The sequence below is a fragment of the Paludisphaera borealis genome, assembly GCF_001956985.1.
Classification (GTDB): domain Bacteria; phylum Planctomycetota; class Planctomycetia; order Isosphaerales; family Isosphaeraceae; genus Paludisphaera; species Paludisphaera borealis.
In genome coordinates, this window is the sequence record NZ_CP019082.1 from 792,371 (window position 1) to 816,085 (window position 23,715).

The following is a 23,715-nucleotide window of genomic DNA, read 5'->3' on the forward strand; positions in this document are numbered from 1 at the left end:
AAATCAGATGGCGTCGCGGTCGGCGTCGAAGAGGAGCCAGCACGCGCCAGCCACGATATGGATTGCAGCGAAGAAAGCAAGCACGGCGTCCCAGGACCCCGTCAGTGCGACGAGTTTGGGGACGAGGATGGGGAAGAGGATCGATCCAACGGCTCCGGCCGTGTTCATGATCCCGAAGACCTGCGGGGTGTTGCGTCCCCCCAGGTCCATCGTCAGTGCATAGGCGCAGGGGCCGGCCAACGCCGCGCAGAACGCTCCGATGCTCAGGATGAATACGGCCAATCGGGCGTCGGAAATTGGGTAGGCCAGGCCGATCGAGACGGTCGCCGCCAGCATGCTCGCCACGGCGACCCCCTGGCGAGCAAGCCGGAGCTTCCCCGTCGTCGCCAGGACGCGATCCGAGAGCCAGCCTCCGGCCAGGCAGCCGAGCATGGTCGTCCAGTGCGGCAGGCTCGTGAGCAGCCCCGCTTCCCAGACTCCGACGCCTCTGGTCTCGTGCAAGTAGGTCGGGAACCAACTCAGGTAGAAGATCGCCGCCGCCGCGCGGAAGAACTGCTGCAAGGCCAGGCCGAGAACCGCCCGATTGGTCGCGAGGGCGCGCCAGGCGATCGGACCCGGCGCCTGGTGATCCACTGGTTTCGCCCCTTCGGAGATGAGCGCAAGTTCCGCCGCGTTGACCGAGGCATGTTGGCGGGGCGTGTTGCGGAACCAGAACGCGAAACCCAGCGCCCAGATCAACCCTGGAACGGCGTAAAGCATGAACATCCAACGCCAAGAAACATAGACGAGGATGGTCCCCGTCAAGGCCGCGCCGACGGCCCCTCCGACGCCCATGAAACTGGTCAGGACCCCGCTGACCCAGGCGCGTCGCGACACCGGATACCAGCGGCTCAGGACGCCCGTTGAAGCGGGGAAGATGCCCGCTTCCGCCGCGCCCATCGAGAAGCGAGCCAGGAGCAGGAGAGCGACTCCGTTCGTGGCGCCGCAGATCCCGGTGGCCACTGACCAGGAGGCGGAAAAGAAAGGGAGTGCGCGCCTGGAACCCCAAACATGGTCCAACCAGGCGGCGGGCATCTGGAAGAGCGCATAGGCCAGGAAAAAGGCGCTCATCACCAGGCCCATCTGCGACTCGGTCAGCCCGAGATCGGCGCGGATCAACTTCTCGGCGACGCTCAGACAGCCGCGATCGATGTAGGCGATGGTCGTGGCGATGCAGAGCCAGACCAGGACGGTATGTCGAACCCGCGACGCGCCGGCGTAGGCGGGCCGATCGAGGAGGGGGAACGACTCGTCCGTTGCGAGGCTCGCGGCATCCATCGCCAGATTGATGTTTACGTCTTGCTTCAAACCAGCCCCCGTGTCGACGTCCTGATCACGCCATGATTTCGCGAATGGGCGTTCCGTGGTCGATCTCCAGACGCTTGCGTCCGGGGATCTCCAGCTTGCGGCTGTCCAGGCCCAGAAGGTGGAGGATGGTCGCGTGGACGTCGGTGACGTAGTGGCGATTCTCTTCGGCGTGGAAGCCGATCTCGTCGGTCGCGCCGTGGACCACGCCCCCCTTGATCCCGCCGCCGGCCATCCAGACCGAGAAGCCGTAGATGTGGTGGTCGCGACCGTCGCTCCCCTGCGAGCCGGGGGTTCTGCCGAATTCGGTCCCGAAGACCACGAGGGTCTCGTCGAGCAATCCGCGGCGTTTCAGGTCGGTCAGGAGCCCGGCGATCGGTTTGTCGATCCGCCGACAGTTTCCGGCATGGTTGGCCCTCAGGCCGCCGTGAGCGTCCCAGGCCCCTGCCCCGCCGCCGCCGTCCTGCACCTGGACGAACCGGACCCCTCGCTCGACCAGCCGCCGGCAGGCCAGCATCTGCGCGCCGAAGTCCTTCGTCGCCGGGTCGTCGAGGCCGTAGAGCCGTTGGGACTCCTCGGTCTCGTCGCGGAAGTCGATCACCTCGGGAAGCGATCCCTGCATCCGGTAGGCCAGCTCATAGGCCTTGATCCGAGCCGTCAGAGTCGGGTCGTCGGGATACTCGACGGCGCGGAGACGATTCAGGCGATCGACCAGGCCGAAGCCGAGCTTCTGCTCGGCGTCGCCGAGCTCCATCTCGGGGCGGCCGTAATCGAGTGGGTTCGCCGGATCGATCCGGATCGGGATCGCGTCGTGCGCCGGCCCGAGGTAATGGCCGTCGGTCTTGTTCCAGTACTCCCGGACGCCCATCGAGATGTACTGAGGTAAATTGTCGTTGAGCGAGCCGAGGCCGTAGTGCGCCCACGCCCCGATGTTGGGATACTCGCCGTCGAGCATGTGGCGGCCCGAGTGAAACTGCGTCTGCGCGCCGTGGTTGTTGTCCGTCGTGTACATCGAACGAACAACGGCGACGTCGTCGATGCATCCGCCGATATGCGGCAGCCAGTCGCTGACCTCGATCCCGCTCTGGCCGTACTTCTTGAAACCGATCTGAAGCGGATAAAGCTGCGTGCGCGCCTGGCCGTTGGCGTCGTTCACGACGACGACGCGGGCCAGGGCGAGCTTCTTCGGGTCCTGGGTCCCCTGGTAAGGGGTCTCGGCGATGGTCTTTCCCGCGTACTTGGTCAGTTCGGGCTTCGGGTCGAAGGTCTCCATGTGGCTGACGCCGCCGTTCATGAAGAGCCAGATGACCGACTTGGCCTTGGGCGCGAAATGGGGACGACCGTTGGGAGGCGTCCAGATCCCGTCGGAGGCTCGGGCGACGCCGTCGCGATGGAGCATGGCCCCCAGAGCGAGGCCGGTGAAGCCCATTCCCATATCGGCCAGAAAGCGGCGTCGGTGACCGCCGGGGCAACAGCCACTGCCTTGGTGAATCGGGGTGGGCATGGTTCCCTCGTCCGTGGTCAGCGGATGGTGATGAAATCGTTGTGGTTAAGCAACGACTGCACAAGGATCTCGCGGGCTCGCCGGTTCGGCTCGGTCGCGCCTCGCTTCTCCAACAGCGTCTTCAGGTCAGTAAGGGCCTGTTCACACGCCGAGCGTTCGTCGGCGGTCGGCGGGGCGCAGAGGATCGTCTGGAACGCCTCGACGGCGAACTTCGCGTCGGACGTCTCGCCGAGCCGTTTGTTCAGACGGTCCGCGATTTTCGCCGCCATGGTCTGCGAGAGGCTGCTGTTCCAAAGCGCCAGCGCCTGCACGGGGACGACGCTCTCGTCTCGCCGGTAGCAGTCCAGCACGCTGGCGTCGTCGAAGGTGGAGAGGAACTTGTTGTGGTCGTTGTGCGAATGCACAAAGTAAACGCTCCGCCTGGGAGACATCGCTTCGGACTGCGGGACCGACGGCCCGCCGGACTGATCGGACAGCTCGCCGGCCATGTGGAAAAGGCTGTCGCGGACGACCTGCGCCTCCATCCGGACCGGGTTCATGCGCCAGTAGAGGCGGTTTTCCGGATCGGCCGCGAGGGTGGCGGCCGCCGCGCCGGCGCTTGACGAACTGCGGCGATAGGCATCGGAGAGGACCATCAGCTTATGGAGCCGTTTCATGCTCCAGCCGTTCTCCATGAAATCGACGGCCAGCCAGTCGAGCAGCTCGGGATGAGTCGGCTGGGCTCCCTTGCGGCCGAAGTCGAAGACGGTCGTGACCAGCGGCTTGCCGAAGTGGCGAGCCCAGATGTGGTTGACCGCGACGCGGGCCGTCAGCGGGTTCCTCCGGTCGGTCAACCAGTTCGCCAGCGCGGTGCGACGACCCGTGCTCGTGGCGGGGAAGGTCAAGACGTTCGGGCCGTCGGTGTCGGTGGGCGACTCGACCGCCTTCAGCGCGCCGCGGAGCGGAGTGTAAGCCTCGCTCTTCTCCTCGACCGCCTTACGGGCCGCGGCCAGAGCGGTGGTCGCGGCCTGATGCTGCTTCTGGTCGTCCTTCGCATCTTTCGCCTTGGCGTCGACCTGCAATTCGAGGCGGGCGAGTGCTTCCTCGGCCTTGGCCAGGGCTTCCTGGCGCTCGGCAAGAGCCGCTGCGATGGCCAGCGACTTCGCGTTCTCGGCCGGGGGTTGTTGAAAGCGAGCTCGATCGGCGGCGACCCGCGCCTGGAGCGCTTTCGGCTGGGCCAGGGCCGTCGCGAGCGCCTTCTCGGCGACCGTCACCTGGGCCTTGGCTCGATCGATGGGCTTCGCTCCCTTGTACGTCGGCGAACCGACCTCGACGAATTGCGTTCCGGGAGCGAGCGAGACCAGCTCCATCGAGGTGAACTCAGCCTTCGCCGCGTAGGTGACGAGCGAGATCGCCCCGGGGCCCCGTTCGACGGGCAGGCGGTAGGCGAGTGCGTGTTCGCCGTTGACGGCGACGTTCACCAACGTCCCTCGAACGCTGACGGCCAGCTCATACGGTTCGCCGACCTTGATCGGCCGGGCCTGGCTCCCTTCCGCCGGATAGGAGCTGGCCCCCCCCTTCTGATAGGAGATCTGGAGCTTGGGGCCGCCCGCATGGGCGCTCAGATAGACGAGGACCTCGCGCCCTTCAGCGGAGTCGAAGCTCAATCCCACCGATCGCCAGGGTTCGCCGCCGGTGATGGTGAACCGGAGGGACGCGCGGAAGTCGACCGGATGATTCGCCTTGGTCCGGTGTACGGACCGGATCTCTCCGGGATCGTTCTGCAAGAGCTTGCCGTTCTCGTAGACCCAACGTCCCCCCGTCGACTCCCAGTCGCCAGGGCGCGCCACGGAGAAATCGTCGCGGAAGTTGGAACGTGCCGCGCTTGCGGCCCCGCCGGCAGGCGCTGAGGTCTCGTCCGCCTCGACCGCGGCCAGATGCTCTCGCGCCTTCGCCAGGGACTTCTGGGCCGTCTCAAGCCGAGCGTTCGCCGCCTTGAGATGGTCTTCGAGGACGAACGGCCGCAACCCCGGCCGCGACGCCTCCAGCGGAAGCGTCACCGGCTTGATGGCGAGGTCAGCCCAGGCGAGCAACGACGGCACCCCTGGCTTGAGCGGCTGATTCTTCAACGGGCGGGCCTCGTTTCCACGCTCGAAACGGTACGTCGGGGCGTCGAGGTTGGAGTCGAAGGCGCGGGGGATGCCCTCTTTCTCGAAATCCAGTTGGCCGGGAACCTGGTCCGTCCGCACCTGATAGGGCTCGAAGAAGGCGCGGAATTGGTAGTACTCGTTGTGGCTGATCGGGTCGAATTTGTGGTCGTGGCATTTCGCGCAGTTGAACGTCAAGCCCAGGAAGGCCTTGCTCGTATGCTCGACGACCTCTTCAAGCCAGGTGTTGCGATTGAACTTGAAGTAGCCGCGGGCGAGGAACCCGGTGGCGCGGAGCCGATCGGGGTCGTCGGGATGCGTTTCGTCGGCGGCGATCATCTCGCGGATCATCTGGTCGTAGCCCTTGTCGGCGTTCAGCGACTCGATGATCCAGTCCCGCCAGTGCCAGATGTGCTTCTGGCTGTTGCGAACCTCGGCGCCCAGGCCCCACCAATCGCTGTAGCGCCAGACGTCCATCCAATGTCGTCCCCAGCGCTCGGCGTGGTGCTTGCTGGCGAGGAGACGATCGACCATCGCCTCGTAAGCGGCGGGCGAGTCGTCGTTCAGGAACGCGGCCTGCTCCTCGGCCGTTGGGGGGACGCCGACCAGGTCGAGGTAGACCCGACGCTGTAGCAGGCTTTTCGGGGCCGAGGATTGCGGCGTCAGTCCCTTCGCCTTCCAGCCGGCGGCGAGGAAGGCGTCGATCGGATTGCCGGGCCGCGCGGCGTCGGTCGGGGGGACGGACGGACGAACCGGAGGGCGAAAGGCCCAGTGGTCGCGCGGGTCGGGCTCGGGAGCGTCGCCGGGAGGAGCGACGGCTCCCTGGTCGATCCAGGTCTTGATCAATGTGATTTGATCGGCGCTCAACGCCTCTCCGTCGCCTGGCGGAGGCATCCGCCCTTCTCCTTCCTCGGAGATGAGGTCCACCAGCCGGCTTTCGTCGCTCTTGCCCGGCTCGATCACCGGCCCGCCGGCGCTCCCCGCGATCAGGGATTTCACCGAGTCGGTGCGAAGCTTGCCTTTCTGCGTGAGCGCTCCGTGACAGGCGTAACACCGAGCCGAGAGGATCGGCTTGATCTGCTTGACATAGTCGATCGTCTCGCCCGCCGGCGCCGTGCGTGGGGCGAATGCGCAACAGAGGCCGGTGATCAGAAGAAGAGCGGAACGCATTCTGGTGAAGCTCCAACGTTTCCCGCCAACCGAATGCGATGAGCGGAGGGGCGAGCGGTCGGGGAGTGGAAAATCTCCGTCGGATGACAGCCGTATTCAGAATCCTGGATCGGCAGGCAGGGGCGCCAGGACGCCGTTAATCGTGAATCACTGCGGGGGAGTCCGGCCGCTGACCGGTTTCTTGCTGAGCTTTATCGTTAAAGAGAAGCTATAAGGCAAATCCTTGTCCGTCAAGCTTCGTGTTGGAAAATTATCTGATCTTCTCGTCGCGAGGTCGATCTCGAAGCCTCATGCTCGACGGGGTTAAGAAGCTGAGCGTGTTATGGGGGTGTCGTCGCGTCAAGCACTGCCGCGACGGATCAACTTGGTTGGGAAGACGACTTCTGGGGCGTCGAACTTGCCGTTTTGGATGTAGGCGAGGAGGAGTTCGGCGGCGCGTCCTCCCATCTCGACGCCGGGCAAGGCCACGGTCGTCAGGGGGGGATCGAGGTGCTGGGCGATGTCGTTGTCGCCGAAGCCGATGATGGACAGGCTCGTTGGGACTTTGCGTCCAAGCTGCTTGGCCGCCTGGATCGCACCGACGGCGAGTACGTCGTTGGCGCAGAGGATGGCGGTGACGGCGGGGTCGTCGCGGAGGATGGCTTCGACCCTGCTGCGCGCCCCCTCGACGGTCTCGCGGTCGACTCCCCAGACCTGGCTCCAACGGCCTCCGCTCGTGCGGATCGCCTCTTCGTAACCGGTGATCCGCTTCTCGACGGCGGGCCAGAGGCGGTCGGTCGCGAGGAACCCGATCTGCTGATGTCCCTCGGCCTGGAGCAATGCGACAGCGGCGGCGGCCCCCCCTCGGTTGTCGGCCAGAACGCAAGCGGCGGTGGAAGCCTCCGCGCGATCCTCGATCAGGACGAAAGGGCAACCGGTGCTCTTCAGTTCCTCAATGTGCTCCGACCGCCGATCCGGCGAACCGGAGAGGTGGACGACCGCGCCGTCAAAGCGGCGCTGATGCACCAGACGTCGGAACCCCCCGCCGGCCTGGTCGGGATGGAACCCCTGGACCAGGAGCCCATAATCCTGCTGTCGAAGAGTGTCGACCATGCCGCTCAGGATGGCGACGTGGAACGGGTCGGAGAGGAACCGGACCGCCGGGTCGATGGTGAGAAAGGCCATGGTCTTGGTGCATTGCAGCCGCAAGCCCCGCGCCTGCACATTGGGCTGATAGTTCAGGTCGCGAATCGATTGCAAAATGCGTAGACGCGTCTCTTCCCGCATCTGCGAGGTCCGACCGTTCAGGACGTTCGAGACGCTCTGGAGCGAAACTCCAGACCGTTTCGCCACCTCACGCATTGTCACTCTCATGACCAACCGTACCTTGTCATTCTACCGGAGCCTTGCCCGAGGACGGACCTTCCTCCACGTCTCGTGGGCGCTTTGGAGGAGACTGGTATAATACCAAGTCCCCATCCGGCCGTGGCGGTGCGATCCGTGCGGTTGGGGACAGGAAGGCGAGGCGTCGACGAAGTTGACCGTCGCGCCGGTCGGCCGGCCCATGGTGTGGTGAATCGACAAGAGCCGCAGGCCAAGCCGGAGGCGTCGAAGAAGCAGAGGCTTGAAAATGGTTCCCATCCCGTGCTGGCGGCGACGGGTGGACCAGTGGTTGGGCAGCCAAGGAAGTGATTCGTCGTAAATTAAAGCGGGCGAGGAGATTCGAACTCCTGACGTCCAGCTTGGGAAGCTGGCATTCTACCACTGAATTACGCCCGCGGTGAGATGGCGAGTCGCCATGCACGAAAGTCATCTTAGCGACTCGCGACGGCCAGGGCAACCGCCTAGAGGGGGGGATGGGCTTGCTTTTGACGGCGGGTGTAACAATGATTTAACATCGACGTCGCGGGCCGCGCGGAGAGTGCGGTCGTGAGTTCGGGTGGATTTACGGAGTTCAACGGACATGGCTCAGGTCCGTTCGGCGGTGGTTCTCGGCGCGCTGACGATGGCGTCGGCGTTCGGGACGCACGGGGCGCGGGGGGAGGAGCGGCTCACGTTCGAGAAGGACGTGCGACCGATCTTCAAGGCGTATTGCCTCGATTGCCACGGTGGCGAAGCGACCAAGGGCAAGCTCGACCTGCGGCTCAAACGGTTCGCCGAGAAGGGCGGAGAGAGCGGCCCGGCGATCGTGGCGGGGAACCTCGACGAGAGCTACCTGCTGACGCGGCTGCGCGAGGGCGAGATGCCGCCGGGCGACAAGAAGGTGCCGGCCGAGCAGATCGCGATCGTCGAACGCTGGATCGCGTCCGGCGCGGCGACGCTCCACGACGAGCCGGAGAAGCTCTCGCCGGGGATCGGCGTCACGACCGAGGATCGCGCGTACTGGGCTTTCCAGCCGGTTCGCAAGCCCGCGCCTCCGGCCGCCGCGAACGGCGATCGCGCGCGGACGGCGATCGACGGGTTCGTGGTGGCGAAGCTCCGCGAGCGCGGGCTGGCGTTCGCCCCCGAGGCCGACCGGCGGACCTTGATCCGCCGCGCGAGCGTCGATCTGACCGGGCTGCCTCCTTCGCATGATGAGATCGAGGGCTTTCTCGCCGACTCGCGTGAAGACGCCTACGAGCGATTGATCGATCGACTGCTGGCCTCGCCGCACTACGGAGAGCGCTGGGGGCGGCACTGGTTGGACGTCGCGGGTTACGCCGATTCGGACGGCGACGGGGCCGACGACACGACGCGGCCCTACGCGTATAAATATCGCGATTACGTCATCCGATCGCTGAACGCCGACAAGCCGCTCGATCGGTTTATCGTCGAGCAGCTCGCGGGCGACGAGCTGACGCCCCGGCCGTGGAAGGATCTGAAGCCCGAGCAGGTCGAGGCGCTGGCGGCGACGGGATACCTCCGCATGGTCGCCGACGGCACGTCGAACGGCGGCGGCGACCTCGCGCTCGAGTCGAACCAGATGGTGGCCGACACGCTGAAGGTCGTCGGCTCGACGTTTCTGGGCCTGTCGGTCGGATGCGCCCAGTGCCACGACCACCGCTACGACCCGATCCCGCAGGACGATTACTACCGCCTCCGCGCCGTGTTCGAGCCGGCTCTCGATCCGTCGCATTGGCGACGGCCGGGGCAGCGGCTGGTCTCGCTTCAGTCGGACGCCGAGCGGGCCAAGGCCGCCGCGCTCGAGGCCGAGGCGCAGGCGATTCAGAAGGAGATCGACGCCAAGACGAACACGTATATCGCGGCGGCGGTCGAGGTCGAGCTTCAGAAGTTCCCCGAGCCGCTACGCGGCAAGCTCCGCGAGGCCCGCGACACGCCGGAAGCCAAGCGGACCGAGGAGCAGAAGACGCTCATGGCCCATAATCCCAGCCTGAACATCTCGGCGGGGGTGCTCTACCAGTACAATCAGAAGGCGGCCGACGAGCTGAAGAAGGAGCAAGAACGCGTCACCGCCAAGCGGGGCGAGAAGCCGGTCGAGGACTTCGTCAGCGTGCTCGACGAGGCGGCCGGCGTGCGGCCCGAGACGCACCTCTTCCATCGCGGCGACTACCGCCAGCCGACCAAGGCGGTCGCTCCCGGCGACCTGACCATCGCGGCGCCCGAGGGGTCGCGGTTCGACATCGCCGACGCCGACCCCAAGGCTCCCAGCAGCGGCCGGCGGCTGGCTTACGCCCGGCACCTGACGAGCGGGACGCACCCGCTGGTCGGCCGGGTGCTGGTCAACCGGGTTTGGTCGCACCACTTCGGCCGGGGACTCGTCGACACGCCGGGCGACTTCGGGGCGCTCAGCATCCCGCCGAGCCATCCCGAGCTGCTCGACTGGCTGGCCGCCGAGCTGGTCGACTCGGGCTGGAGCCTCAAGACGATGCATCGGTTGATCATGACGTCGACCGTTTATCGGCAATCGTCCCGCCGCGATCCGGCGAAGGACCAGGTCGATTCCGAGAACCTGCTGCTGGGCCGCTACCCGGTGCGTCGGCTCGACGCCGAGTCGCTGCGTGACGCGATCCTGGCGGTCAGCGGCCGTCTCGACGCGCGGCTCCACGGCCCGGCGGTGGCGGTGGCCGAGGACGCCGTCGGCCTGGTGTCGCCGGCCGACGACGCGCCGAGGCGGAGCGTGTATCTTCAGATGAGGCGGACGCGGCCGGTGTCGTTCCTGTCGGCCTTCGATGCGCCGGTGATGAGCGTGAACTGCGACCGGAGGACCGACAGCACCTCGGCGCCGCAGTCGCTCATGCTCATGAACAGCGACTTTCTTCTGAACCATTCGGCGAAGATCGCCGCGCGGGCTCAGGCCGAGACGCCCGAGGGCTTCTACGACGCCTCGAAGCCGATGCAGGAGCGACGGATCGCCTACGCCTGGCGGCTGATCTACGAGCGGCCGATCAGCGCCGAGGAGATGGAGTGGGCGCGTGGGTTCGCCGCCGAGCAGCGGGGATTGCTCGACCGCGAGAACGCAAAGGGGGATCGCGACCAGACCGTGCTGGCGCACTTGTGTCAGCAACTCCTCAATTCCAACGAGTTTCTCTATGTGGATTGACGAACGTTACGCGACCCGGCGGTCGTTCTTGTCGCAGACGGCGTTTGGCGTCGGCTCGGCGGCCCTGGCCCATCTCCTGATGGAAGACGGGTTGCTGGCCAATCCGGGCAACACCATCGCCGAGAACCTACCGCTGAACCTGAACGCGCGAAAGCCGCACTTCGCGCCCAAGGCGAAGGCGATGATCTCGCTGTTCATGCACGGCGGGCCGTCGCACGTCGACCTATTCGACCCCAAGCCCGACCTGTGGCGGATGAACGGGACCGACTACGCCGGCGAGGTCGGCTTCAGCTTCGTCAACCGGGCGAGCAAGAAGCTGTTCGGCAGTCCCTGGAAGTTCGCCAAGCACGGCCAGAGCGGCACCCCGATCTCCGAGCTTCTGCCCGAGACGGCGAAGTGCGTCGACGACCTCTGCGTGATCCGGTCGATGCACACCGGGCACAACGGCCACGAGGTCTCGATCCGCTACTTCCACGGCGGCATACCGGCGGTGGCGGGGCGGCCGACGATGGGGAGCTGGCTGGTCTACGGCCTGGGGAGCGAGGCCCGCGAACTGCCCGCCTACATGGTCCTTTCCGACCCCGGCGGACACCCCGTCGACGGCACGATCAACTGGTCGAGCGGGTTCATGCCGGCGCTCTACCAGGGGACCGTCCTGCGCCCGCAGGAGCCGCGCATCCTCAACCTCGACCCGCCGCCGCAGATCAAGGGGACCGTCCAGCAGCAGAACCTCGCGCTGCTCGACCGCCTCAACCGGCGGCACCTGGCGATGCACCCCGGCGAGGCCGATCTGGAGTCGCGCATCCAGAGCTACGAGCTGGCCGCCGGCATGCAGACCGCCGCCAAAGAGGCGCTCGACGTCTCGAACGAGCCCGCGTACATCCAGCGCATGTACGGACTCGACGAGGACGCGACCCGCGACTACGGCGCCCGCTGCCTGATCGCCCGCCGGCTGGTCGAGCGCGGCGTCCGGTTCGTCCAGCTTTTCCTCGGCGGTCAGCCGTGGGACAACCACACCGCGATCCGCAGTGGGCTCGCCGACATCTGCCGGCGCACCGACAAGCCCTCCGCGGCGCTCGTGAAGGACCTCAAGCAGCGCGGGTTGCTCGACACGACTCTCGTCCACTGGGGGGGCGAGATCGGCCGTCTGCCGGTCGTCGAAGGCGCGCTCGACGCCAACGCGGGCCGCGACCACAACGGCCAGGGGTTCAGCATCTGGATGGCCGGCGGCGGCGTCAAAGGCGGGATGACCTTCGGAGCGACCGACGAGGTGGGCCACAAGGCGGTCGAGAACGTCGTCACGCCGAACGACTTCCAGGCCACGGTGCTCCACCTGTTCGGCCTCGATCACGCCAAGCTCGCGTATCAGGCCAACGGCCGCCTGCAACACCTCGCCGACGGCCGCAAGGCCCGCGTCGTCAATGAGATCCTCAACGCTTGATGTAATAGAGTAAGGACGATCTGATATGTCGCGATGGTTGCCCGTGATCGTGGCGGTTCCGGCGTTGTGCGCGGCGTTCGTCTTCTCGGGGGCGGCCTTCGGCGACGAGGCTCCGCCGTTGCGGGCGGGGGTCTTCGCGGTCGACGCCTCGCCGCCGGTCGGCAGTCCGTTGGCCTACGACCCGACCAAGGGGACCGTGCACCCGCTGAGCTGCAAGGGGGTCGTGCTGATCGGCGAGGGGACGCCGATCGTGCTCTGCGCGCTCGACTGGATCGGCGTCGGCAACGACGGCCAGCGCGAGTTCCGCGCGAAGCTGGCCGAGGCGGCGGGGACGACCGTCGAGCGGATCGAGGTTCACACGCTGCATCAGCACGACGCGCCGGTGTGCGACTTCTCGACCGACCGGCTGCTCGCCGAATACGGGATCAATCGCGAATTCTATGATTCGGACCTGGCCCGCGACGTGATCGCGAGGACGGCCGCTGCGGTGAAGAAGGCGGTCGCCGAGGCGAAGCCGGTGACGCATCTGGGTCTGGGCCGGGCGGAGATCGAGAAAGTCGCGTCCAACCGCCGCATCCTCGGCCCCGACGGCAAGGTCGAGCACGTCCGCTACACGGCCTGCAAAGACCCCGAGGTCCGCGATCGGCCGGTCGGCGTGATCGATCCGTCGCTCCGGATGGTCAGCTTCTGGGCGGGCGACAAGCCGATCGTCGCGATCTCGTACTACGCCACGCACCCGCAGAGCTATTACCGCACCGGGCTGGCGAACCCCGACTTCCCCGGCATGGCCCGCGACCAGCGCCAGCAGGCGACGGGCGTGCCGCACATCCACTTCAACGGCGCGGGGGGTAACATCGGGGCGGGCAAGTACAACGACGGCGCGCCCGAGAACCGTCAGGTGCTCGCCGACCGCGTGGCCGACGGCATGTCGAAGGCGTGGGAGGCGACGGTCAAGACGCCGATCGCCGCCGCCGACCTGGGGTGGGAGACCGTCCGCGTGGCGCTCCCCCCTGCCCCGCACCTCGACGAGAAAACGCTGCTGGCGATCGTCGCCGACAAGTCGAAGCCGATCCGCGAACGTGGGACGGCCGCCAGCGAACTGGTCTGGCTGCGACGCTGCCACGACGGCGCCACGATCGACGTTTCTTGCCTGAAGCTGGGCAAGAAGGCTCGGCTCCTGCACCTGCCCGGCGAGCTGTTCGTCGAGTACCAGCTCGCGGCCCAGGAGCTTCGGCCCGACCTGTTCGTGGCGACGGCCGCTTACGGCGACTACGGGCCCGGCTACATCGGCACCGCCGAAGCCTATCCCCAAGGGGGCTATGAGACCAGCCCTCACGCCTCGCTCGTCGCCCCCGAGGTCGAGCCGGTCCTGATGGACGCGATCAAGCGGCTGCTCCGCGACTGAGTCGACAAGGAGCCGATTCCCGAGACGCCGTCAGACGGTGATCTTGGCGCAGAACTCGGCTCCGCACCAGCAACAGCACTCCGCCGTCTCTTGGTCGCCGCGGCAAGCCGATTCCTCCTGCTCTGGACCGCTTTTGGCTGGATCCTTCGACTCGACGCCAAGCGGGATGTCAAAATCTTCATCGTAGAGCCGTTGGTTGAGTCGGTCGGCATTGAGGGACCGACTTGCGGCGTGGCACGCGACGAAGCGGGCTTGAAGGCTTCCCAGTCCGGCCCGCCAACCCTCGTGGGCGAAGATGTTCCGAGCGAACTCCGAGCAGGATTCGCCCCCATGCTTCACCCGGTGGGCGCAGGAATAACCCTTGCGCGGCGACAAGTGACGCTGATAGCCGCGAATCAAGACGACCATGAAACGGCCAAGCGCGACGTCAATCGATCCGGTCATCTCTGCGATCCTCGTCACCCTCGACGTGAGTCCGAGAACACCGTATCAAAAGCCAACCCGCCGATCCACTCATGCAGATCGCGGGCCCCGCCGGTCTCGGCTCGCATCGGCGGGGTGAGGACGCTAGAATCCAGCCTGACTTGACGTTTTCAGGGAGGCTGTCGGTTCATGAATTCGGAAATCACCATCGTCTCGGGCCTGCCGCGCTCGGGCACGTCGCTCATGATGCAGATGCTCGCGCAGGGGGGCGTCGAGGTCGTCACCGACAACCTCCGGACGTCCGACATCGACAACCCGCGCGGGTATTACGAGTTCGAGCAGGTCAAGAAGATCAAGGAAGACGCCTCCTGGCTGCCCGACACCCGGGGCAAGGGCTTCAAGATGGTCTCGCAGCTCCTGTACGAGCTGCCGCCGTCCGAGACGTACCGCATCGTTTTCATGCGCCGCGAGTTCGAGGAGATGCTGGCTTCCCAGGAGAAGATGCTCGAACGCCTGGGCCGGCCCGCCGCTCCCCGCGACGAGATCCAGCGCGCGTTCACCGCGCATCTCGACCGGCTGTTCGCCTGGCTCAAGGAGCAGCCGAACATGAACGTGCTGTTCGTCCGCTATCAAGACCTCGTCGCCAACCCTCGCGAACAGGCCGAGCAGGTCAACGCGTTCTTCGGCGGCCGGCTCGACGTCGACAAGATGGCCGCCGCCGTCGATCCCTCGCTCTACCGCAACCGGAAGGCCGACGACGCGACGAGCCCTTGACTCGTCGTGGGACCGGCTGCAAGGCGGAAATCCGCTCTTCGAAAAAACGAAACGGGATGGAACCCAGGGCCGTCGCCGAGAGTTCCTGTCCCGTTTCTTTTTGCGGTCAGGATCGAGTCGGAGTCGAGTCGACTCGATCATCAGTTCAGATCTGTTTCGAGGGGGCGATCTGGCTGGTCGGAGCGGCCTGGATCGACGGGGCGACGGCCTGCGGGGCGGCGTACTCGACCGGGGCGGCGTAGGTCACCGGGACGACCCGCTTGACCGGCTTGTAGCAGGTGACGGCGACCTGCTCGCAGACCTTGTGGGGGACCTGCTTGGTCACGGTGCGGGGCTCGCACGTCCACGTCACGACCGGAACGCGCTCGGTGACCACTTCCTGAACCTGGCGGCGTTGCGTGACCTTCTGGACCTCGTTGACCACTTCCTGGACGTAACGGGTGCGGGTCACAGGAACCTGGCGGGTCTGGGTTTCCTGGACCATCTGGGTCACGACCACGTCCTTCACCACCGGGACCGGCGTGAAGGTCGTCTGAACGACCGTCTTGCACTCGCCGCAGGCCGGCTTGTGGTGGAAGAGGCACTTCTTCTGAGTGACGGGGACCGTCACGAGCTGGGTCGACGGCTGCATGCAGTACTGCGTCACCTGCTGGGTCGTCTGGACCGGCTTGCAGACCGTGAAGTTCTGCGTGACGTAGTCGGTTTCGTGGATCGGCTTGCAGACCACGCGCTGACGGGGGACGTCGACCGTGTCGCAGACCGTCTTGCAAACCACGCGCTGACGCTCGACGTAGTTCGTCACCGGAACCCGCGTCATCACCGTCTTGCTGACCGTCTCGTACTCGGTCCGCCACTGCTTCTTATAGACCGTGTACGGAACCATTTCCGTCACGCACTGGTAGGCGGGCTGAGGCGCAACCGCCACGCAGGGGTTGCGATGGCACGTCGAACACGCCGACGCCGTTTCGACCGCCATCAACAGGCCAGCCGCCACCGCCAAACTCGCACGAATCCGCATCTCTGTTCTCCTCCGGTTGTCAGTCTGGCGCCTCTCCCGCCCCAGGCTGCTCGTCTCGGTGCTCGCTGAGAGGCTTCCCGAGAATTCTACAACATGGGAAAGAAGAGACAAATAGAAAATCTTTAACGGTTAGGGGTCGTGGGCGCACTGGTGCCATAGCCAAAGCAAAACGCGGACCAAACGCCATGGATCGGGCAACGACGCCCGATGAGGTCAAACGCGCAGGAACAGCCTGCGACGATACATCCAGAATAGGATCAACCAGAGAACCGACAAGACCGCTACACCTTGAACGAACGGTTGCCAGCCGGCTCCGAAGAGGTTGAAGACGTCTTTGCCGAGGTGGGTTTTGAAGCTGGAGTTGATGAAGCCTTCGATCAGGTGGCTGAGGCAGTAGGCGGCGATCGAGTTCATGCCGATCACCCGCAGCGGGAACGCCCAGGCTTTCAGGTTGAAGACGTCGAGCACGAGATAAAACGCGGCGAGGAACAGGAAGCTGATCCCGCCGGAGTAAAGCACCCAGCTCGGCGTCCAGATCCGCTTGACCACCGGGCAGACGCCCAGCTCGCCGAGACCCCAGCCCAGGCCCACGGTGATGACTCCGGCGATGGTCAGCCAGCGCGTCTTGGACCATCGAGAGCGGTCGCTCCGCAGCACGTCGCCGGCGATCAGGCCGAGGATCATGGTGGCGAGGGTCGGAATGAAGCTCAGCGTCGCGTAGCCGCCGCCGTTGTACCGGAACGGGTTCTCGCGAGGGAGCAGGTTGAGGAACCAGACGTCGAACGCCCAGGCGGGATTCGTGTTCTTGTTCCAATGGGCCGCGAACCCGTTCAGCAGGTGCGGCCAGTCGGCCGGAACGCCGTGCGCGGGGAAATCGAATGATGCGTCGGGCAGCGGATAGGCCGCGAACAGCCCCCAGTAGCCGACGAGGATCGCCGCCAGCGCAGCCCATTTTACGCGGGTGGATTGCCAGCCGAGGAGGAAGAGCAACGGATACCCGAGGCCGATCTGCGAGAGCGTGTCCTCGAACGTCCAGTTCGTTTGCGAACGGCCGACCGACCGGAGGAAGACGCCGAGCAGCACGAGCACCAGCCCCCGCCAGAGCGCGTGAAGCGTCATCATCCCGCGGGTCTGCCCCTTGGCCGTCCGGCTCGCCAGCGAGAACGGCAGCGCGACGCCGACCAGAAACGAGAACGACGGCTGGATCATGTCGTGAAGCACGCAGCCGACCCACTCGACGTGGTCCTGGTGCATGGCCAGGAATTTCCAGATCGGATTGTCCGGGTGCAGCTCGGCCATCCGGCCCAACCGCAGGACCTCGGCCATCATCAGGAACATCACCAGCCCGCGGTACGCGTCGATCGAGTCGAGGCGAGCCGGAACGGGAGCCGGAACCCCGACCGCCGGGCCGGATGCCTGCGAGACCTCTTCTGGAAGCGGGACGCTGGCGCTCATCGTGGATTCTCAGCTCGACGGAGACGTTCAAAAGCCCGACCGACGCTCGCAACACCTTACCGCGCCCGGGCTAGCGAAGCGAGCACCAGCCGGCGGGCTAACCTCTCGCGGAGGGCTCGCGCACGCAATAGACTGGGAGGCGTGCGAGGTCGGCTGTCCCTTGGTCGAGAACGAGGTCGCGTCATGGATCGTCGAGATTTTCTCAAGGCCGGCGTCGGCGCTGGTGCGTTGGGTCTGGCATGGCCGGCGTGGCGGGAAGTCGCGGCGATGGCCGCCGACCAGCCGGCGAAGCGAGTGGGGCTGATCGGCTGCGGCTGGTACGGCAAGGCCGACCTGTTCCGTCTGATCCAGGTCGCGCCCGTCGAGGTGGTTTCGCTCTGCGACGTCGACAAGAACATGCTCGCCGACGCCGCCGACACGACCGCCGTCCGGCAGGCGTCGAAGAAGCGGCCGAGGACCTACGGCGACTACCGCGAGATGCTCAAGGAGAAAGACCTCGACGTCGTCCTGATCGCCACGCCCGACCACTGGCACGCGCTGCCGATGATCGCCGCCGTCGAGGCCGGTGCCGACGTCTACGTCCAGAAGCCGATCAGCGTCGACGTCGCCGAGGGCCAGGCGATGCTCGCCGCTGCTCGCAGGCACGGCCGGGTCGTCCAGGTCGGCACCCAGCGCCGGAGCACGCCGCACCTGATCGAGGCCCGCGACACGATCATCAAGCCAGGCAAGCTCGGCAAGATCGGATTCGTCGAAACTTACTGCTATTATCACATGCGGAATCAGAGCAATCCGCCCGACACGGCTCCGCCCGAGAACCTCGACTACGAGATGTGGACCGGCCCGGCCCCGATGCGGCCGTACAACTCCATCGTCCACCCGCGCGGCTGGCGGGCGTTCATGGAGTACGGCAACGGTATCGTCGGCGATATGTGCATTCATATGCTCGACATGGTGCGCTGGATGCTCGACCTGGGATGGCCCAAGCGGGTCTCGTCCACCGGCGGGATCTTGATGTCCAAGGGGGGCAAGGCGAACATCACCGACACCCAGACCGCGGCTTTCGACTACGGCGACCTGAACGTCCTCTGGGAGCACCGCACCTGGGGCTCGACGCCCGACCCGGCCTATCCCTGGGGGGCGACGATCTACGGCGAAAACGGGACGCTCAAGCTCAGCGTCATGGGCTACGACTTCATCCCCAACACCGGTGCTCCGGTCCACCGCGACGTGACCTACGAGTTGGAGCAGTACCCCGTCGACAAGACCGAGAAGGATCTCGAAAAGCACGTCGCGCCGGCGATCCGCTACCACATGCTCGACTTCCTGAAGGCCATCGCCGACCGCGGCAAGCCCGTCGCCGACATCGAGCAGGGCCACATCTCGACGGCCACCTGCATCCTCGCCAACATGTCGCAGCAGCTCGGCCGGTCGCTTACCTGGGACGCCGAGCACCAGCGCGTCGTCGGCGACGACGAGGCCAACCAGCGGCTCCGCCGCCCCTACCGTCAACCCTGGGTCCATCCCGAACCACCGTCGGCCTGACTCCTTTTATTCTCCAAGGAACACGTCATGACGCGATCTTATGAATCCAATCCGATCGGTTTCCCGTCGACCCGTCGCGACCTCCTCCGCGGCGCGACGACCGTCGCGGCCGTCGGCGTGCTGGCCGGCGGCTCAACGGCTCTCGCGGCCGACGCGAAGGCGGTCAGGAAGAACGCGGCGGAAGGCCGGCTGAAGCAGTCGGTCTGCCGATGGTGTTACGGCAAGATTCCGCTCGACGAGCTGTGCTCGGCCGGCAAGCGGATGGGCCTGGTCGGCATCGACCTGCTCACGCCCCCGAGTTCGAGACCGTCAAGAAGTACGGCCTGGTCTGCACCATGACCAGCTCGCACCCGCTTTCCGACGGCCTCTGCGAGCCGAAGTTCCACGAGATGGCGCTCAAGAAGATCAACGAGGCGATCGAGGCCACCGCCAAGGAAGGCTGGCGGAACGTCATCTGCTTCTCGGGCAACCGTCGCGGCATCGATGAACGCGTCGGCATGGACAACTGCGTCAAGGCGCTCAAGCAGATCGTCCCGGTCGCAGAAAAGGCGAACGTCATCCTCAGCATGGAGCTGCTCAACAGCAAGGTCGACCACCACGACTACATGTGCGACAACACCAAGTGGGGCGTCGAGCTGGTCAAGCGCGTCGGCTCCGGCAACTTCAAGCTGCTGTACGACATCTATCACATGCAGATCATGGAAGGCGACGTGATCCGCACGATCGAGAAGGACCACGACGCCTTCGGCCACTATCACACCGGCGGCAACCCCGGCCGGCACGAGCTGGACGAGACCCAGGAGCTGAACTACAAGGCCATCGCCAAGGCCGTCGCCGACGTCGGCTTCCAGGGCTATTACGCCCACGAGTTCATCCCGGTCCGCGACCCCTTGACCAGCCTGAACGAGGCCGTCGAACTGAGCATCGTCTGAGCGTTCTGGGAGCCGCGCGGCGAAGGTTCACGCCTTCGCCAGATCGGCCCCGTGCGCCTGGATCTTGCGGACGGCGGCGGCGATCTGCTCCATGTCGCCGCGCGTCCCCAGCAGCATGTTCTGCGTGAACCAGACGGCCTCTTCGCAGAGCCGGTCGTTGGCCGGGCATTGGTTGCGGTCGCGGTAGCCGTCGAGGACTTCCTTGGAGAAGACCCGCCGGAAGCCCTTGGAATCGAGGGCCGCTTGCAGGAACGATTCGCGGTTCAGCGGCGAATAGCCGCCCGACGCCGGGATTCCCTCGGCCTTCAACGCTTCGAGGAACCGGGCGCGCGGCAGACTCGCGAAGGCGTCGGGATGGTATCGGAACATATAAAGGTGATAGGCGTTCCGGGTGACGCCCTCGTGCATCTTCGCGGGGGCGATCCCGGGGATTTCGCGAAGCAGGCTCGTGAGATGCGCCGCGTTTTGCTCGCGGGTCGCCGACTGCTGTTCGAGCCGGGTGAGCTGCCCGAGCAAGAGCGCGCCCTGGAACTCGGTGAGCCGGAGGTTGGTCGCCCGGCCGCCGACGTACCGGAAGTTGTAGGAGTCGACGGCTCGGCCTCGGTTGTTGTTCTGGAACGCGTAGCAGCGTTCGGCGAGGTCGCCGTCGTTGGTGAGGATCGCGCCCCCCTCGCCCGAGCTGAGGTTCTTCGAGACCTGGAAGCTGAAGCACCCGGCCGTCCCCAGCGTGCCGACCTTCCGCCCGCGCCACTCGGCCAGATGCGCCTGACAGGCGTCTTCTACGACCGAAAGTTTGCGTTTCGAGGCGGTTTCGAGGATCGCGTCGAGGTTCGCCGGCGAGCCCCCGAGGTGGACCGGAACGACGGCCGTGGTGCGGTCGGTGACGGCGGCTTCGATCTTCGCGTGGTCGATCTGGAACGTCTCGGGGTCGACGTCCACGAAGACCGGCAAGGCGTACTGAAGCATCACGGCGTTGACCGTGGCGATGAACGTATAGGGCGGGACGATCACCTCGTCGCCCGGCCCGACTCCGATCGCCGACAGCGTCGTCGTCAGCGCGCTGGTGCCGTTGGCGACGGCCACGCAATGCTTGGCGCCGGTCAGCTCGGCGAAGGCCGTCTCGAACTGATTCACCTTGTCGCCGCCGCCGCGGAACCAGCGCCCGCTCCGCAAGACTTCGAGCAGGTTGTTCTCGTCGCGGGCGTCGGTCCGGGGCCAGCTCGAAAACGACGCGCGGCGGACCGGCTCGCCCCCCAACAAGGCCGGCTTGCCGGCTTCGCCCGCCCTCGCCGCGCGGCCCGCGAAAAAGGCCCCGGCCGTCGCGGCCGCGCCCAGAAAGGTCCGACGATCCGTTGGGTTCTTCATGGTCGTGCCGGCCCCCAGCCTGAGTCTCGACGTGTCGATGCTCGAACCGACGCCCAGCGTACCCCCTGGCGAGCCGCTCGGCAATCAGCCAAGGCTGCACGATTCCACGACGCCGACCGGAGTACCTCGCCATGAACCGCCTGCAACACCTCTTCCCCGCCGGGCGGGTCGTCGTCGCCGACGGCGGCTGGGGCTCCGAACTGCTCCGCCGCGGACTCGTACTCGGCGAGTCGGCCGACCTCTGGAACCAGTCCCACCTCGACGTCGTCGAGGCCGTTGCGCGGTCGTACGTCGAGGCCGGCGCCGACGTCGTCCTGACCAACACCTTCCAGGCCAACCCGATCGCCCTCGGGCGGCTCGGAAAGGCGACCGAGGCCGTCAATCGCCGGGGCGCCGAGATCTCCCGCCGCGCCGCCGCATCGGCCGCCGATCGCGTCGTCCGTGTTTTCGGCTCGATCGGTCCGATCGGCGCGGGTCGCCTCGCGACCGACGCCTTCGCCCTCCAGGCCGGAGCGCTCGCCGAAGGGGGCGTCGACGCCCTGCTTTTCGAGACGTTCAGCGATCTCGACGAGGCCCGCCTGGCCGTCGCCGCCGCCCGGCCGACCGGCCTGCCGATCATCGTCTCGTTCCATTTCGACGACCGAACCGGCGAGCCCCTTACCCTCGCCGGCGCGACTCCCGAGGAGGTCGCGAACGCCATGTGTGACGCCGGCGCTGACGCCGTCGGGGCCAACTGCGGCGCCGGCCCTGAGCGGTTTCCAGACCTCTGCCGCCGCCTCAAAGCCGCGTCGGGCTTGCCCGTCTGGATCAAGCCCAACGCCGGCCTGCCGACGACCGAACAGGGCCGGGCGGTCTACCCGCTCGGCCCCGAGGCGTTCGCCGCGTTTCTCCCCGCCCTGACCGCCGCCGGGGCTGACTTCGTCGGCGGCTGCTGCGGCGCGGGGCCTGACTTCGTTCGCGCGCTGGTCGCGGCCCGGGATCAGACTCCGTACAACGCGCCGTACTTGTGACGAAGTGAAGCCATGAGCGGACGATGATCGATGGGCTCTCCCACCGCGCGTTCGATCAACTCGGTCGGCGTGTATCGTCGGCCGTGGCGATGGATCTTGTCGCGGAGCCAGGCCAGCAGCTCGGAGAACTCGCCCCGGGTGAAGGCGTCGTCGAGGCCCGGCAGATCGGCGTTCGCCTTGTGGAAAAGCTGGGCTGCGTACAGGTTGCCGAGCGTGTACGTCGGGAAATACCCGAACAGCCCCGCGCTCCAGTGGATGTCTTGCAGGCAGCCCTCGGCGTCGTTCGTCGGCGTCACGCCCAGCATTTCGGCGTACTTCGCGTTCCAGGCCGAAGGGAGGTCGGCGACCGGCAAATCGCCAGTCAAAAGGGCCTGCTCCAGCTCGAACCGGATCAGGATGTGCAGGTTGTACGTCACTTCGTCGGCCTGGACCCGGATCAGAGTCGGCTCGACATGGTTGACCGCCGCCAGGAAAGCGTCGAGCGGCACGTCGTGCAGCGCGTCCTGGAACACGCGGCGGGCGATCGGGAACCAGTAGTTCCAGAACGGCCGACTGCGGCCGACGGCGTTCTCCCAGAGCCGCGACTGCGACTCGTGAACCCCCAATGAGACCGCTTCGCCCCCCGGCGCGCCGTACTGCTCGACCGGCAGACCCTGCTCGTAGAGGCCGTGGCCGACCTCGTGAAGGACGCCGAAAAACGCGTCGCTGAACTGCCGCGCGTCGAACCGCGTGGTCGCCCGCACGTCGCCCGGCCCGATCCCGGTGCAAAACGGGTGCGCCGAGACGTCGAGCCGCCCGCGCTGGAAGTCGAAGCCCAAAGCCGCCGCCGCCGCTTCGCCGAACATCTTCTGCCGCTCAACCGGATACGACCGCTCCAGGATCGACGTCTTAACCCCCTCGCCCCGCGCTTCCCGTTTGCGGGATGCCTCGGCGATGTCCCGGACGAACGGCGCCAGCTCCTCGCGAAGCGCCTTGAACAAGATTCGCAGCCGTGACGTCTCCGCTCCCGGCTCGTACTGGTCGAGCAGCGGGTCGTAGATCGTGGCCCCGGCGTCCGGCTTGGGCTCGTCCTCCGGATGCGCCGGTTTGGCGGCGGCGCGGCGTTCCTTCACCAGGGTTTCATGAAGACATTGAGATTCTTGCCGCTTGAGTTCCAGCACCTGTTCGAGCCAGGGGCGGAAGCTGGCGAAATCCGAATTCTTGCGCGCGGTGATCCACTCTTGCTGAGCGAGCGAAGTCGTGCGGGCGAGCGCTTCGACCAGGCCGCGAGGAAGCTTGGTGCGACGGTCGTAGTCGCGCCGAAGCTGGCGGATGTTGGCCGCCTCGATCGAGTCGCGGTCGGCGGCGATCGACGAGTTTTCGAGAACCGACAGCAGCTCGCCGAGCCGCGACTCGGTGGCTCGGTCGTGTTGCAGGCCGGCGAGCAAGGCGAGCTGCTCGCCGCGATGGGCGGCGGCGCCGGCGGGCATGTACGTCTGCTCGTCCCAGCCCAGAACCGCAGAGCACGAGCCGAGCACGGTCAGCTCGCGCGATCTCCCGATCAGTTCGTCGTAGAGGGCGGTTTCCTTGGCGGCTTTCGACGTGGACGTCGGCATGGACCCGGCTCGCGATCTTCTTCGGGAAGCGTCCCGAGCGCGCGGACCGCTCGACGCGAATCCAGAAGGACGCCGGCCCCGGGGACGCTTCG

At 66.4% G+C, this 23,715-nt stretch carries 15 protein-coding genes, 1 tRNA gene and 1 pseudogene; 7 read left to right on the top strand and 10 right to left on the bottom strand.

Features of this window, described 5'->3' with window-relative positions:
* Positions 1-3: 3 nt before the first annotated feature.
* The 5 genes from BSF38_RS03030 to BSF38_RS03050 all read right to left on the bottom strand — a co-directional run bounded on the left by BSF38_RS03030 (position 4) and on the right by BSF38_RS03050 (position 7,902).
* Positions 4-1,347 carry an MFS transporter gene (locus BSF38_RS03030; protein ID WP_237170720.1) on the bottom strand — a complete coding sequence of 448 codons (1,344 nt, stop codon included), beginning with the start codon at positions 1,345-1,347 and terminating at the stop codon, positions 4-6.
* 25 nt (positions 1,348-1,372) lie between these two features.
* On the bottom strand, positions 1,373-2,848 hold the full coding sequence (locus tag BSF38_RS03035; protein WP_076343395.1) for a DUF1501 domain-containing protein: 1,476 nt from the start codon (positions 2,846-2,848) through the stop codon (positions 1,373-1,375).
* Positions 2,849-2,865: 17 nt separating this feature from the next.
* A complete protein-coding gene (locus BSF38_RS03040) occupies positions 2,866-6,144 on the bottom strand; it encodes a PSD1 and planctomycete cytochrome C domain-containing protein (protein WP_076343396.1) in 3,279 nt (1,092 codons plus the stop codon).
* Positions 6,145-6,483: 339 nt separating this feature from the next.
* On the bottom strand, positions 6,484-7,497 hold the full coding sequence (locus BSF38_RS03045) for a LacI family DNA-binding transcriptional regulator (protein ID WP_237170721.1): 1,014 nt from the start codon (positions 7,495-7,497) through the stop codon (positions 6,484-6,486).
* Positions 7,498-7,830: 333 nt separating this feature from the next.
* Positions 7,831-7,902, bottom strand: a tRNA-Gly gene (locus BSF38_RS03050).
* A gap of 184 nt (positions 7,903-8,086) precedes the next feature.
* Between BSF38_RS03050 and BSF38_RS03055 the strand changes: the two genes are divergently transcribed.
* Genes BSF38_RS03055 through BSF38_RS03065 form a run of 3 tightly spaced genes read left to right on the top strand, consistent with a single transcriptional unit; the run spans position 8,087 to position 13,509 of the window.
* Positions 8,087-10,663: a PSD1 and planctomycete cytochrome C domain-containing protein gene (locus tag BSF38_RS03055; protein ID WP_076343398.1), complete on the top strand. Its 2,577-nt coding sequence runs from the start codon at positions 8,087-8,089 to the stop codon at positions 10,661-10,663.
* Entirely contained in the window at positions 10,653-12,104 is a 1,452-nt protein-coding gene (locus BSF38_RS03060) for a DUF1501 domain-containing protein (RefSeq protein WP_076343399.1), read from the top strand. The genes BSF38_RS03055 and BSF38_RS03060 overlap by 11 nt, the downstream gene beginning before the upstream one ends.
* Before the next feature lie 25 nt (positions 12,105-12,129).
* Entirely contained in the window at positions 12,130-13,509 is a 1,380-nt protein-coding gene (locus BSF38_RS03065) for a hypothetical protein (RefSeq protein ID WP_076343400.1), read from the top strand.
* Positions 13,510-13,539: 30 nt separating this feature from the next.
* Here the strand turns inward: BSF38_RS03065 and yidD are convergent, their stop codons facing one another.
* A complete protein-coding gene (gene yidD, locus BSF38_RS32560; RefSeq protein WP_076343401.1) occupies positions 13,540-13,953 on the bottom strand; it encodes a membrane protein insertion efficiency factor YidD in 414 nt (137 codons plus the stop codon).
* Positions 13,954-14,121: 168 nt separating this feature from the next.
* Between yidD and BSF38_RS03075 the strand changes: the two genes are divergently transcribed.
* Positions 14,122-14,706, top strand: coding sequence for a sulfotransferase family protein (locus tag BSF38_RS03075; RefSeq protein ID WP_076343402.1), 585 nt, complete (start codon positions 14,122-14,124; stop codon positions 14,704-14,706).
* A gap of 145 nt (positions 14,707-14,851) precedes the next feature.
* Here BSF38_RS03075 and BSF38_RS03080 read toward each other — a convergent pair whose 3' ends face one another.
* On the bottom strand, positions 14,852-15,724 hold the full coding sequence (locus BSF38_RS03080) for a hypothetical protein (protein WP_076343403.1): 873 nt from the start codon (positions 15,722-15,724) through the stop codon (positions 14,852-14,854).
* Between the two features lie 213 nt (positions 15,725-15,937).
* Entirely contained in the window at positions 15,938-17,179 is a 1,242-nt protein-coding gene (locus BSF38_RS03085; RefSeq protein WP_076343404.1) for an acyltransferase family protein, read from the bottom strand.
* Positions 17,180-17,362: 183 nt separating this feature from the next.
* On the opposite strand from BSF38_RS03085, the gene BSF38_RS03090 reads away from it, so the two are divergent.
* Together BSF38_RS03090 and BSF38_RS03095 are read left to right on the top strand one after the other, a co-directional pair.
* Positions 17,363-18,721: a Gfo/Idh/MocA family protein gene (locus tag BSF38_RS03090; RefSeq protein WP_076343405.1), complete on the top strand. Its 1,359-nt coding sequence runs from the start codon at positions 17,363-17,365 to the stop codon at positions 18,719-18,721.
* A gap of 27 nt (positions 18,722-18,748) precedes the next feature.
* A pseudogene (locus BSF38_RS03095) lies at positions 18,749-19,653 on the top strand (hydroxypyruvate isomerase family protein).
* A gap of 27 nt (positions 19,654-19,680) precedes the next feature.
* Here the strand turns inward: BSF38_RS03095 and BSF38_RS03100 are convergent.
* Positions 19,681-21,018 carry a DegT/DnrJ/EryC1/StrS family aminotransferase gene (locus tag BSF38_RS03100; RefSeq protein WP_076343406.1) on the bottom strand — a complete coding sequence of 446 codons (1,338 nt, stop codon included), beginning with the start codon at positions 21,016-21,018 and terminating at the stop codon, positions 19,681-19,683.
* 131 nt (positions 21,019-21,149) lie between these two features.
* On the opposite strand from BSF38_RS03100, the gene BSF38_RS03105 reads away from it, so the two are divergent.
* Entirely contained in the window at positions 21,150-22,028 is an 879-nt protein-coding gene (locus BSF38_RS03105; RefSeq protein WP_076343407.1) for a homocysteine S-methyltransferase family protein, read from the top strand.
* Here the strand turns inward: BSF38_RS03105 and BSF38_RS03110 are convergent.
* Complete coding sequence (locus BSF38_RS03110) at positions 21,998-23,623, bottom strand: carboxypeptidase M32 (protein ID WP_076343408.1); 1,626 nt, start codon at positions 23,621-23,623, stop codon at positions 21,998-22,000. The two genes, BSF38_RS03105 and BSF38_RS03110, sit on opposite strands and share 31 nt — an antisense overlap.
* Positions 23,624-23,715: the final 92 nt, after the last annotated feature.